The following is a 12733-nucleotide window of genomic DNA, read 5'->3' as shown; positions in this document are numbered from 1 at the left end:
CGGCTGGCGGCGTTGCCGAACTTTTTGCTGAAGTACGGCAGCATCGCCTCCAGGACGGCAGGGTCCACTGGCGTGGTGGCGTTGTTGTCAAGATAGATACGGGCGGTCATAGAATTGTATTCAGGATGGCTTAATATAAGGTGCAGACGGGTAACATTCCAAACAAGCCGGGAGGGCGTTCATTCGCGGTTAACAGTTCACAAATTGATTGCCTTATTCCACATATGTATCTTATTCTAGATGGAGTAATTTGAGTCAAAGAATGATATCTTCTCCAAAGAAAGCAGCTGAGCAACTCACCCTGGATATTGCTGTTACCACGCGCTCAAGGGTCATCGCCTCGTCCTCAATTAACTTTCAGATCGAACTGATTGAGCGAGTTGGCGAAGAAGATATACCTCAGCTGATAGCCATTTCGGAACATCTTGTGGAAGAATTCAACGAAAATGCCCGGCTCACAAAGACCAGCATTCGGAAGTATTTTAACTATCCGCACACACTACCCTTCGCTGCCCGTCATCGCGGTGAGATTATCGGTTATATGATCGGCGTCCCGCTGGAGTATTTCTCTAACGACCCGTCGTTTCAGTGCGACGAAAACATGGGGAAAAAAGACACACTATACACGTACGCCTTCGTTGTCATGAAGAAGTACAAAGGGAACGGTTATGCAAAAACCCTCAAAAGAGTTTACCTCAGCTGGGCTAGAAAAAAGGGCTTCAAGTATGTAACCGGCCATGTCCGGGACGGTATTTCACAGAAATTCTCAGGAGAAGTTCAAATACTTCAGCGCTTCCAGAATTGGCACGGCACGTCTAAAACCTTCGAATACTACCGCCGCACTCTGGCGCGCGATAACCAGAAACGTCCGTGGAGCGGCAATCCGCCGCTTGTAGCGAAAGTCTGACAACACCTTTCGAAGTCAGTGATACCACCATAATGAAAGGTGGAATTCTTGTACTGAGAAAACACTTGCACCCTCTCGGTAAGTTAGTTTACATTGGGCGCCAGATTTAGAGAAGCTCAGAGCTGATAATGGAAACAGAGAGACAATTAACACCACGAAAAAGTGGACTCATAACCGGTCTAAAGACTGGTTTGTCGAACTACATCTCCATTATTAACCAGTTGCTTCTTGTAATTATTCTGCTTATTGGGCTTCCGTCCTAGCAGCCTGACCGACACTAACTCAAAGGCAGGTTATGGGACGGAGTATCCAACCCTCCTCAAAACATCCTCATAACCTGACCAAAGAGGCAATCGTTTCGGTCACGTCGGATTCGGCGGTTCTGCCCCGTGAGCAAGGAGTAATTAGAAAAAAGTTATGAGATCGGACACCATAAAGAAAGGATTTGAGCGGGCACCCCACCGCAGCCTTCTAAAGGCGACAGGTGCTATCCGCGATGACGGCGACTTCAGTAGGCCGTTTATCGGCGTTGCCAACTCTTACATCGATCTGATTCCCGGCCACGTGCACTTGAACGAACTGGGCGGTATCGCCAAGGAGGCGGTGCGGGAAGCCGGCGGCGTCCCCTTCGAGTTCAACACTATTGGTGTGGACGATGGTATCGCCATGGGTCATCTGGGAATGCGCTTCTCCCTCCCGAGCAGGGAACTGATCGCAGACAGTCTAGAGACCGTAGCCGAGGCACACTGCCTCGACGGTCTGCTCTGTATTGCCAACTGCGACAAGATCGTACCCGGCATGCTCATGGCCGCAGTGCGCCTCAACATACCAACCATCTTCGTTTCCGGCGGTCCCATGCGCGCGGGCTGGACATCATCGGGAAAAAAGGTTGATCTCATCTCCGTATTCGAGGGCGTCGGTCAGTTCAAGAGTGGCAGCATCACTGAGCGGGAGCTGAAAGAGTTGGAGGATGCCAGTTGCCCTACCTGCGGCTCCTGTTCCGGCATGTTTACCGCTAATTCTATGAACTGCCTTGCGGAAGCCCTGGGCTTAGCCCTACCGGGCAATGGGACAATCCTCGCTGTGGATGAAAGGCGGCGCGATCTCGTCAGGAAGGCCGGTCGCCGGATTCTCAGCTTGATTCGCGAAGATTTGAAGCCGAGAGATATCGTCAGCCGGGAGTCTCTTCTGAACGCCTTCAGTCTAGACATGGCCATGGGTGGCAGCACCAATACGGTCCTCCATGGGCTGGCTATTGCGTCCGAAGCGGAGGTGGACTTCTCTCTTGGCGAACTGAACAGTCTGGCGCAGAAGGTTCCCTATCTGTGCAAAGTAAGCCCCGCTTCAAGGGAAATTCATCTAGAGGATGTGGATGCGGCCGGCGGCGTCTCCGCTATCCTGAAAGAACTCACCAAAGTTGACGGCGCACTTTACCTCTCCCGCCCCACTGTTACCGGAAAATCGCTGGGAGAGAATATCGAGAATGCAGCGGTGTCAGACAGTAGCGTCATCCGGCCTGTGGAAGACCCTTTTTCGAAGGAAGGCGGCTTGGCGGTGCTATTCGGTAATTTAGCGCCGGACGGAGCGATCGTAAAGACGGCGGCGGTCGAGGAAGAGATGAAAGTCTACACCGGTCCTGCGCGGATCTATGAATCTCAAGAGGAAGCACTCAGCGGAATCCTCGCCGGAGAGGTTCAATCGGGCGATGTAGTAGTTATCCGCTACGAAGGTCCCAAAGGGGGACCCGGCATGCCGGAGATGCTTGCCCCCACCAGTGCCATCATGGGAATGGGACTGGGAGACTCGGTGGCGCTTATCACGGATGGGCGCTTTTCCGGCGGCACGAGAGGGGCATGCATCGGTCATATCTCACCGGAAGCGGCCGAAAGTGGACCCATCGCTGCACTGAAAAACGGCGACACTATTGCGATAAATATTGAAGAAAAAACTATATCCACCGATCTGGATGACAAAGTGATCGCTGAACGGCTGGCGCAACTACCTCCCTTTACCCCCAAAATCAGACGTGGATACCTGGGACGGTACGCCCGTATGGTCACCTCCGCGAATACGGGAGCGATTCTGAAATAGAGAGGAATACATCATGAATGAAAAATCACAACGACTCACCGGCGCTGAAATCATCTGGGAATGCCTCATTTGCGAAGATGTAAACGTAGTCTTCGGCTATCCCGGCGGTGCCATCCTCCCCACCTACGACGCCTTGAACAAATACAGGGACCAAGTCCATCACGTGCTGGTTCGTCATGAACAGGGCGCCACCCATATGGCCGATGGCTACGCCCGCGCCAGCGGAAAGGTCGGCGTCGCCATGGCGACGTCGGGACCCGGCGCCACCAATATGATTACCGGCATGGCAACGGCAATGCTCGATTCCTCCCCGATTGTCTGCATCACCGGCCAGGTGACAACTGGCGTCATCGGATCTGACGCCTTTCAGGAGACCGATATCACCGGCGCCGCCATCCCCGTCACCAAACACAGCTACCTCGTCATGGACGTAGAAGAGCTGGCAGCCACAATCCGCGAAGCTTTCTTTGTTGCCCGGAGCGGCAGACCCGGTCCGGTACTCATCGACATTCCCAAGGATGTACAAAACGCCGTCGCGCAGTTCGTCTATCCAGACGATCCCATCGACCTTCCCGGTTATCATCCGCCGAAAGAGACCTCCCACGAATACGTCGAGCAATTCATCCAGATGGTGGACGGCGCGGAAAAGCCGCTCATCTTTGCTGGTCACGGCGTGCTGCTTTCTAACGCTTGCAAGGAGGTGATGAATCTGGCGCAAAGGGCCTCTATTCCTATCGCCACAACCCTTCTAGGCATTGGCGGCGTTCCGGACAGCCACCCCCTTGTGCTCGGAATGATGGGGATGCACGGTGAAGCCTGGGTAAATAAAGCAGTTCAGGATGCTGACCTGCTCATCGCCTGCGGCATGCGTTTTGACGACAGGGTGACCGGAAACCTGAGAACCTATTCGCCTAACTCCAAGAAGATCCACATCGAAATTGACGCATCAGAAATCAATAAGAATATCCAGGTAGACCTAGCGGTTAACGCAGATCTGGCTACAGTTTTGCGGCAGGTCACTCCAGGCATCGTAAAGCGAGAACGAACGGAGTGGCTAAAGACTATTTCTCAATGGCATCAGGAATCTCAGCTGAGGGACGTTCAGAGCATTAAATCAGATTCCCTCCTGGGAGCCCAGGCTATCCGTCACATTTGGGAAGGGACCAACGGAGAGGCGCTCATAGTGTCTGATGTAGGTCAACACCAGATGCTGGAGGCACAGTACTACGAACACAATGATCCGAGAACTCTCATCACTTCCGGCGGTCTCGGCACCATGGGATTCAGCCTCCCAGCTGCCATTGGAGCCAGTTTTCACGAGAGAGAGCGCGAAATCTGGGTGGTGGTTGGTGATGGTAGTATTCAGATGACTATCATGGAGTTGGCAACAGCCGTTCAGGAGAACGTCAATATCAATATCGCCATTATCAATAACGGATATCTTGGAATGGTACGCCAGTGGCAGCAGATGTTCTATGAGGCCCGGTATGCCGAAACGCCCATCACCAGCCCCGATTATATGAAGCTGGCAGAGGCGTATGGATTGAGCGGCTACCGTGTGGATAAACTGGACGATGTTATTCCAACCATGGAAAAAGCTCAACACCAGGAGGGTCCAACTTTGATCGAATTCGTGGTTGAACAGCACGATATGGTCTACCCCATGGTCCCCGCCGGAGCCGACCTGCACGACATGATCACCCGCCCCCACCCCCTCTTCACCGGCAATGGAGAGAAAAGAGAGAAGGAGAGGATAACATGAAACAGACCCTGATCACCCTTGTGGAAGACAAACCGGGCGTCCTGAACCGCATAGCAAGCCTTTTCCGGCGCCGCAACTTCAATATCGAAAGTCTTGTTGTGGGACACAGTGAAACACCCGGCATCAGCAGGATGACCATCGTAGCGGATGAAAAGGACTCGCATAAGAGAGGAAACATCTACTTCAGCCTGCTGAAGTTGGTGAACGTGATTGCCGTTAAAGACGTCTCCTCACTGCCGTGCGTCACAAGAGAGTGTATTCTTGTGAAAGTCACTATGGAGCCCGACGAACTGAATAGCCTCAACAAGATAACCAAGCAGTTCGGAGCCAGGATCGTTGATATGGGGGCAGAGGCCGCTATCGTGGAGGTGATGGACGAGGAAGAAACAATCAACAAATTTGTTGAAGCGCTTCAACCTTTCAACATAACCGAAATCACCCGGACCGGAAAGATCGTCATGCGCTGCGGTAAGACCCACAATGTGCACGGTAAAAGGATTAACGCCCAGCCGGATGATATTATGTGGGCGCCGGAACATGTAAGCACATACCATTAGTCAAACCTAACGGAGACAGACATTCATGAAAGAGATCAACATTAACGGTTATAAGGAAACTATTATCGAGCGGTCGGATTACCCTGCTGATCGATGCAGGGAAATTCTAAAGGATGAAGTATCAGCTATTCTTGGTTACGGTCCTCAGGGGCGCGGTCAGGGATTGAATATGCGCGATCAGGGATTTAATGTCATTGTCGGACTTCGCAAAGGGCAAAGTTGGAACAGGGCCTTGGATGACGGCTGGGTGGAAGGGGAAAACCTCTTTGAGCTTGATGAGGCCGCCCACCGGGGGACTGTCCTGCATTTTCTCCTCTCTGACGCAGGGCAGATTCAGGCGTGGCCCACCGTCCAGGCAAATCTCCAGAAAGGTGACGCCCTCTTCTTTTCTCACGGTTTTGGTGTCGTCTTCCACACAAACACCGGGATCGTACCACCAGAAGATGTGGATGTGTTCCTGGTTGCACCTAAGGGAAGCGGCCTGACGGTGCGCAACTACTTCCTGAATGGACGGGGCATTAACGCCTCTTATGCAATCCATCAGGACAAAACCGGACGCGCCCGTGAACGCTGTCTTGCCACTGCCTTCGCCATCGGATCGGGGCACCTGTTCGAGACAACATTTGAGAAAGAGGTCTACAGCGACCTTACAGGAGAGCGGTGCGTCCTTATGGGTCTGCTTCAGGGCGCCTTCCTGGCTCAGTATGAAGTGTTGCGCGAACACGGTCACTCGCCATCGGAAGCTTATAATGAAACCATCGAAGAAGCATTGCAGAGTCTTTATCCCCTAGTGTCGGAAAAAGGGATGGACTGGATGTACGCCAACTGCTCCACTACCGCCCAGCGAGGAGCTCTCGATTGGGCACCGAGATTTAAGGATACGCTGAAGCCGGTCATTGAGGAGTGTTATCGGAACGTCACCAGCGGAGAAGAGGCTAAGATAACCATCGAATCTAATTCCCGGCCCGACTATCGCGACCGGCTTGAGAAAGAATTGGAGGAGGTCAACAGTCAGGAGATGTGGCAAGCGGGGCAGCAGTTGCGTCCGCTGCGGCCGGAAAATCTTCCATCCAATTAAAGATTATGTGGCATTGAAGCGATGAAGACATTCAGACTAACTCTCCTCCCTGGAGACGGCATCGGCCCAAAAGTGATGGATGCGGCACTTCCCGTCATGAGCGAACTGGGCAACCGCTATGACGTAGAATGCGAACTCAATACCGAACTGATCGGGGGAAGTTCGTACGAAGAACACGGTGTGCCCGTAACCCATGACACACTGCAGGTCTGCAAGGAATCTGACGCCGTTCTTCTGGGCGCCATCGGCGGTCCGCAGTGGGAGAATCTGCCCCATGAAAAGAAGCCGGAAGCGGCCCTGCTGAAACTTCGCGATTCCCTGGGACTCTATTCTAACTTGAGGCCTGCCAAAGTGTATGGTGCACTTGTAGAGGCATCACCTCTAAAGAGGGAAGTTGTCGCAGGTACCGACGTTATGGTTGTGCGTGAACTTACGGGAGGCATTTACTTCGGCTCGCCGAGGGGCATGGATGAAGAGCGCGGCTGGAACACATTGGCCTATTCGCGGCCAGAGGTAGAACGGATTGCCCGGATCGCCTTCGAACTGGCACACAAAAGGCGAAACAGCGTCACGTCGGTTCATAAGGCAAATGTTCTGGAAAGTTCTCAGTTCTGGAAGGACGTTGTCCATGAGGTTCATAGAGACTACCCAAAAGTCAGTCTGAACGATATGTATGTTGATAATGCCGCCATGCAGCTTGTGAGCGATCCAGGGCAGTTTGATGTTATCCTCACGCAAAACATGTTCGGCGATATCCTCAGCGACATAACAGCGACCATCTCCGGAAGTCTGGGAATGTTGCCGTCAGCCAGCGTGGGGGATAGACATGCGCTTTATGAACCGGTCCACGGCAGTGCACCGGACATCGCCGGACAGAACAGTGCAAATCCAATCGGGATGGTGAACTCGGTAGCCATGATGTTTGCTTACTCTTTCCATATGAAAGAGGCGGCGGAGGAACTCGAAACAGCGATTGAAGAAACTTTGGCGGCAGGTTACGCCACTGCAGATATCGCGTCTTCGAATTCCAACCTTGTATCAACCAGTGAAATGGGGGAGCTAATCGTCAAATCTTTGAGGCGGTCAGACGAAACAAGTAAAACAAAAACATCAATGGAACAATGAGGGAGATGAATAATGCAGGATAGAATTATCATTTTTGACACGACACTCAGGGACGGCGAGCAGTCGCCGGGAGCGTCGCTAAACGTATATGAAAAGGTAGAGATCGCCCGGCAACTCGCGAAGCTGAAAGTAGACGTAATCGAGACAGGTTTTCCGGTTTCGTCATCAGTACAATTCGATGCAGTTCAGAGGATCGCTGGGGAAGTAGATGTCGTCACGGCGGGACTGGCGAGAACAGTGGAGGCGGACATCAAGGCCGCCTACGACGCACTGAAGGGAACAGACAAGTTCAGAATCCACACTTTTCTCGGCACGTCCGATATTCATCTGGCGGGAAAATTCGGAGACGACCGGTACGGCACAACACTGGAAGAAAAGCGCGAGACGATCCTAAAGATGGCGTGCGACGCTGTGGCCTATGCGAAAACATTCACTGACGATGTGGAATTCTCTCCCGAGGATGCCGGCAGAACAGATATCGGATATCTTTCTGAAATAACAGAAGCTGTCATCGATGCTGGCGCCACAACGGTAAATATTCCGGACACGACAGGTTACACAATGCCGAACGAATTCGGCGCCAAGATTGCCGAACTGATGCGGCGGGTCAGTAACATCAATCAGGCAGTAATCAGCGTTCACTGTCACAATGATCTGGGACTGGCGGTGGCTAACTCCCTCAGCGCTATCCAGAACGGAGCGAGGCAAGTGGAGTGCACCATTAACGGCATCGGCGAGCGGGCCGGCAATGCTTCGCTGGAAGAAATCGTTATGGCGCTCAAGGTACGGAAAGATCTCTGGGATTGTGGCACCAATATTGTTACCAAGGAGATAAACAATGCCAGTAAAATGGTGTCCGGGTTCACGGGCATAATAGTGCAGCCTAACAAAGCCATCGTCGGCGAGAACGCCTTCGCTCATGAATCGGGCATCCATCAGGATGGTGTCCTGAAGCTTAAGCAGACCTATGAAATAATGACGCCTGAAGCTGTAGGCGTAGCCGACACGAAGATCGTCCTCGGTCGTCACTCAGGCCGGCATGGCCTATCTTCAAGGTTGAAACAGCTGGGCTATCATCTATCCAAAGAGGAAATGGACAGTATCTATCAGCAGTTCCTCGTTCTCGCCGACAAGAAGAAAGAGGTCTTTGATAACGACTTACGCGTCCTCATGGGTGATGAAGCTCGCAAGGAAGATGAACACTACTATCTCGATTATCTGCACGTGACGCTGGGAACAGACACCATCCCAACAGCGACTATAAGGTTGAACGTCGATGAAAAAGTGGTTGAAGAGTCCGCTATCGGTGACGGGCCTGTTGATGCTTGTTTTAACGCGATCGATCGCGCCCTCGGCACAAAGTCTCACATCGAATCGTATCAGGTGAGGTCCATTACCTCCGGCCGCCAGGCTCAGGGCGAAGTTCTGGTACGCGTAAGAAAGGGGGATCGATCTTTTGTAGGCAAGGGTGTTTCAACTGATATCATCGAAGCGAGCACAAAGGCGTACCTCGAAGCGCTAAGAGAGCAGCGAGTCTTTTCGATAGAGGATGAATTTCTGGAGATGGTAGCTACACCGTAGGGCTTTACCGATGCCGGGACGAACTCTGTACGACAAATTGTGGGACAGCCATCTGGTCCATTGTATGGATGACGGCACGTCTCTGATTTACATCGACAGGCACTTACTTCACGAAGTTACGTCACCCCAGGCTTTTGAGGGGCTGCGTCTGTCTGGACACCGGCCGTGGCGCAAAGAGACGAACATCGCGGTCCCTGATCACAATGTCCCTACAACAGACCGTGAAAACGGCATCACTGATCCAATATCAAAACTTCAGGTGGACACGCTGGAAAAGAATTGCCGCGAGTTCGGCATCATCGAATTCGCCATGGATGATCCCCGCCATGGCATCGTTCACGTGGTGAGTCCAGAACAGGGGGCAACCTTACCCGGAATGACCATTGTCTGCGGCGACTCTCATACGTCAACCCACGGCGCTTTCGGCGCTCTCGCCTTCGGCATCGGAACTTCCGAAGTAGAACACGTCCTGGCGACGCAGTGTCTGTTGCAGAAGAAAATGAAAACGATGCTTATCAGGCTCAACGGCCGGCTCGGCCCGGAGATCAGCGCCAAAGATATGATCCTCTACCTCATAGGCCAAATCGGCACTGCCGGCGGGTCAGGTTACGCCGTGGAATTTGCCGGTGAAGCGATTGAAGCTCTCTCAATGGAGAGCCGCATGACCATCTGCAATATGGCTATTGAGGCGGGTGCCCGTGCCGGACTGATTGCGGTCGATGCAACGACACTTGATTACATCCGGGGGCGTCCCTACGCGCCGAACGGAACCTTGTGGGATGAAGCCGTCTCGGCGTGGAACGCTCTATACAGCGATGAGGGAGCACAGTTCGACAAAACGCTGGACTTCGACGCTTCTGCTATCGAGCCGCAGGTGACGTGGGGGACTTCGCCTGAGATGGTCACAAATGTCACCGGCCACATCCCAGATCCTGCTGAAGAATCCGATGCATCGAAAAGAGATCACTTGGAACGTGCGCTGGCATACATGGATCTGGAGCCCGGCACACTCATGACCGATATTGTTCCCGATAGAGTGTTTATTGGATCGTGTACCAATTCCCGCATGGAAGATCTGACGGCTGCAGCGGAAGTTGTGCGAGGTAACCGTGTGGCGCCGCCTGTAAAGCAAGCTTTGGTTGTGCCGGGATCGGGATTGGTTAAACAGGAGGCTGAATCAAGAGGACTGGACGAACTCTTTAAGGAGGCAGGATTTGAATGGCGGGAGCCGGGATGCTCCATGTGCCTCGCCATGAACGCCGACCGTCTTGAACCGGGAGAACGGTGCGCCTCCACCTCCAACCGAAATTTTGAAGGGCGCCAAGGCCAGGGCGGAAGAACACATCTGGTCAGCCCAGTTATGGCAGCGGCAGCGGCAGTTGCAGGTCATTTTGTTGACGTACGGGAATTTGTCAATTCTTAGCCCGATGGAGAAGTTTAAGCAAGTTACAGGAGTTGTGGTGCCGCTTAACCGGGCAAATGTGGATACCGACGCCATAATTCCCAAGCAGTTCCTGAAATCGATCAAACGGACCGGCTTCGGCCCCTACCTGTTTGATGAATGGCGCTATCTCGATCACGGTGAGCCGGAGATGGACTGCAGCAATCGACCGTTGAATACCGATTTCGTCCTTAATCAGCCGAGGTATAGCGAAGGGAGAGTTCTACTCACCCGGGCTAATTTCGGATGTGGTTCAAGTCGCGAGCACGCCCCGTGGGCACTTCTGGACTACGGTTTCAGAGTCATCATTTCGCCCCGCTTCGCCGATATCTTCTACAACAACTGCTTCAAAAGTGGCATCCTCCCCATCGTTCTGGACGAAACCGTTGTAAACAAACTCTTCTTCGAAGTGGAAGCTGTGCCGGGTTACGTATTGACGATTGATCTGACAGCTCAGACCATCACAGCTCCAGATAAGAGAACAATTGATTTTGAGGTCGCTCCATCCCACAAACAATCTCTGTTAGAAGGACTGGATGATATCGCTACGACCCTCAGGCTCAGCAACGATATAAGAGTTTATGAAGAGGCGAAACGCAGAGAAGCGCCGTGGCTGTTCAGGGAGACTTTATGAAATGAACGAACACATCATGGATGCGTCCACAAAGATCGAGCTTTTCGATACTACCCTCCGTGACGGTACTCAGGGAGAAGGGATCAACCTCTCTGTGGAGGACAAGCTGAGGATTGCTCAACTACTGGGCGATTTCGGCATTGACATCATCGAAGGAGGTTGGCCCGGCAGTAATCCCCGTGATGAAGAATTCTTCAAACGGGCGAAGTCAGTGAATTTACAGCAAGCCCGGCTCTGCGCCTTTGGTTCTACCGCCCGCCGCCCCGAATCGGTCGCAACGGACCCCAATCTGAATGCCCTATTGCAGACTGACACATTTGTCGTCTCCATCTTTGGTAAAACCTGGAGATTCCATTCGAAACAGGGGCTCGGGTTGGACGATGGAGAAAATGAAGAATTGATCCACAACTCCGTCCGCTTCCTCAAGGAAAACGGGCGGCAGGTTATCTTCGACGCGGAACACTTTTTTGACGGATTCAAGGATGACCCTGAGTTTGCCATGACAATGATCAGCGCGGCAGAAGAAGGTGGGGCGGACGTAATCGTTCTGTGTGATACCAACGGAGGAAGTCTCAGCAGCGAAATTGCAGCTATCCTCAAACAGGTCAAGCGAAACGTTCGAACAGCGTTGGGAATTCACGCTCACGATGATAGCGGACTGGCAGTGGCAAATTCACTGACTGCGGTGCAGCACGGTGCCACTCACGTTCAAGGGACCATCAACGGGGTCGGAGAGCGGTGCGGTAATGCAAACCTGTGCATCGTAATCCCAAATCTACTCCTCAAAATGGAAATGAAAACACGACAAATAATTGACTTGAGACAGCTCAGTCACCTCACCCATTTTGTCTCGGAGGTGATGAATCTTACTCCGGACCACAGTGCGCCTTTTGTGGGAAAATCAGCTTTTGCCCATAAGGGTGGAGTTCATGTGAACGCAGTGATGAAAAATTCGCGGATGTACGAACACATTGCCCCCGAAACCGTCGGTTCTGAACAGCGTGTTCTTGTTTCTGATCTTTCAGGCAAGAGCAACATCCGGTACAAAGTGAAGGAGATGGGAGTCAATCTCAATGGCGACGAAGAGTTAGTGGAGCAAATCGTAAGGCGTGTCAAATCGCTGGAATATGAAGGCTTTCAATTTGACGGCGCGGAGGCATCCTTCGAGTTGATGCTCAGGAGCGAGACGGGGGAATTCACACCGTTCTTTGAAGTTCTCGATTCGAGGATACACGTAAAATATAATGAGGACGGTCACACCGGGGCTGATGCTGTACTGAAAGTGGCGGTGGACGGTGAAATCGAACACACGGCAGCTGACGGCGTGGGACCGGTCCACGCTCTGGACAACGCCTTGAGAAAAGCACTAACCCGCTTCTATCCGGAAATCAGCGAAGTGCAGCTTGTCGATTACAAGGTACGGGTGCTGAATGAAAAGCACGGAACCCAATCGAAAGTACGCGTGTTGATTGAATCCAGTGATGAACACTCATCGTGGTCTACCGTTGGCGTTTCAGACAATATCATTGAGGCGAGCTGGCAGGCACTCAGTGACAG

At 52.6% G+C, this 12733-nt stretch carries 11 protein-coding genes; 10 read left to right on the top strand and 1 reads right to left on the bottom strand.

All coding sequences use genetic code 11. The features are described 5' to 3' along the window. Positions 1-110: aminotransferase class V-fold PLP-dependent enzyme (locus QF669_09210; GenBank protein MDP6457608.1), on the bottom strand; the 110-nt coding region annotated here is incomplete at its 3' end. 152 nt (positions 111-262) lie between these two features. Between QF669_09210 and QF669_09205 the strand changes: the two genes are divergently transcribed. The 10 genes from QF669_09205 to cimA all read left to right on the top strand — a co-directional run. After that, entirely contained in the window at positions 263-907 is a 645-nt protein-coding gene (locus tag QF669_09205; protein ID MDP6457607.1) for a GNAT family N-acetyltransferase, read from the top strand. A 417-nt stretch (positions 908-1324) separates the two neighbouring features. Further along, positions 1325-2998: a dihydroxy-acid dehydratase gene (ilvD, locus tag QF669_09200; GenBank protein ID MDP6457606.1), complete on the top strand. Its 1674-nt coding sequence runs from the start codon at positions 1325-1327 to the stop codon at positions 2996-2998. A gap of 13 nt (positions 2999-3011) precedes the next feature. Beyond that, positions 3012-4760 carry a biosynthetic-type acetolactate synthase large subunit gene (gene ilvB / locus QF669_09195; GenBank protein ID MDP6457605.1) on the top strand — a complete coding sequence of 583 codons (1749 nt, stop codon included), beginning with the start codon at positions 3012-3014 and terminating at the stop codon, positions 4758-4760. Further along, the gene (ilvN, locus tag QF669_09190; GenBank protein ID MDP6457604.1) at positions 4757-5317 is read left to right on the top strand and encodes an acetolactate synthase small subunit; all 561 of its coding nucleotides are present in this window, start codon (positions 4757-4759) and stop codon (positions 5315-5317) included. Before ilvB ends, ilvN begins: the two co-directional genes overlap by 4 nt. A 25-nt stretch (positions 5318-5342) precedes the next feature. Next, complete coding sequence (gene ilvC, locus QF669_09185) at positions 5343-6395, top strand: ketol-acid reductoisomerase (protein MDP6457603.1); 1053 nt, start codon at positions 5343-5345, stop codon at positions 6393-6395. A gap of 21 nt (positions 6396-6416) precedes the next feature. After that, the gene (leuB, locus tag QF669_09180; GenBank protein ID MDP6457602.1) at positions 6417-7520 is read left to right on the top strand and encodes a 3-isopropylmalate dehydrogenase; all 1104 of its coding nucleotides are present in this window, start codon (positions 6417-6419) and stop codon (positions 7518-7520) included. Between the two features lie 12 nt (positions 7521-7532). After that, a complete protein-coding gene (locus QF669_09175) occupies positions 7533-9101 on the top strand; it encodes a 2-isopropylmalate synthase (protein ID MDP6457601.1) in 1569 nt (522 codons plus the stop codon). Positions 9102-9111: 10 nt separating this feature from the next. Next, entirely contained in the window at positions 9112-10524 is a 1413-nt protein-coding gene (gene leuC, locus QF669_09170) for a 3-isopropylmalate dehydratase large subunit (GenBank protein ID MDP6457600.1), read from the top strand. A gap of 4 nt (positions 10525-10528) precedes the next feature. Further along, entirely contained in the window at positions 10529-11176 is a 648-nt protein-coding gene (gene leuD / locus QF669_09165; protein ID MDP6457599.1) for a 3-isopropylmalate dehydratase small subunit, read from the top strand. 1 nt (position 11177) lies between these two features. Then, positions 11178-12733, top strand: a 1556-nt coding sequence (cimA, locus tag QF669_09160; GenBank protein MDP6457598.1) for a citramalate synthase, incomplete at its 3' end; no start/stop codon positions are given.

It is taken from the genome of Candidatus Neomarinimicrobiota bacterium, from assembly GCA_030743815.1.
Taxonomy (GTDB): Bacteria; Fidelibacterota; Marinisomatia; order Marinisomatales; family S15-B10; genus UBA2146.
This window is presented reverse-complemented; position numbering and strand designations above follow the sequence as displayed.

Excerpts from the sequence above, each read along its gene's own strand:
- ilvN (MDP6457604.1), top strand. The coding sequence starts at position 4,757 with ATGAAACAGACCCTGATCACCCTTGTGGAAGACAAACCGGGCGTCCTG.
- leuB (MDP6457602.1), top strand. The coding sequence starts at position 6,417 with ATGAAGACATTCAGACTAACTCTCCTCCCTGGAGACGGCATCGGCCCA.
- ilvD (MDP6457606.1), top strand. The coding sequence starts at position 1,325 with ATGAGATCGGACACCATAAAGAAAGGATTTGAGCGGGCACCCCACCGC.
- ilvC (MDP6457603.1), top strand. The coding sequence starts at position 5,343 with ATGAAAGAGATCAACATTAACGGTTATAAGGAAACTATTATCGAGCGG.
- leuC (MDP6457600.1), top strand. The coding sequence starts at position 9,112 with ATGCCGGGACGAACTCTGTACGACAAATTGTGGGACAGCCATCTGGTC.
- QF669_09205 (MDP6457607.1), top strand. The coding sequence starts at position 263 with ATGATATCTTCTCCAAAGAAAGCAGCTGAGCAACTCACCCTGGATATT.
- ilvB (MDP6457605.1), top strand. The coding sequence starts at position 3,012 with ATGAATGAAAAATCACAACGACTCACCGGCGCTGAAATCATCTGGGAA.
- QF669_09175 (MDP6457601.1), top strand. The coding sequence starts at position 7,533 with ATGCAGGATAGAATTATCATTTTTGACACGACACTCAGGGACGGCGAG.
- leuD (MDP6457599.1), top strand. The coding sequence starts at position 10,529 with ATGGAGAAGTTTAAGCAAGTTACAGGAGTTGTGGTGCCGCTTAACCGG.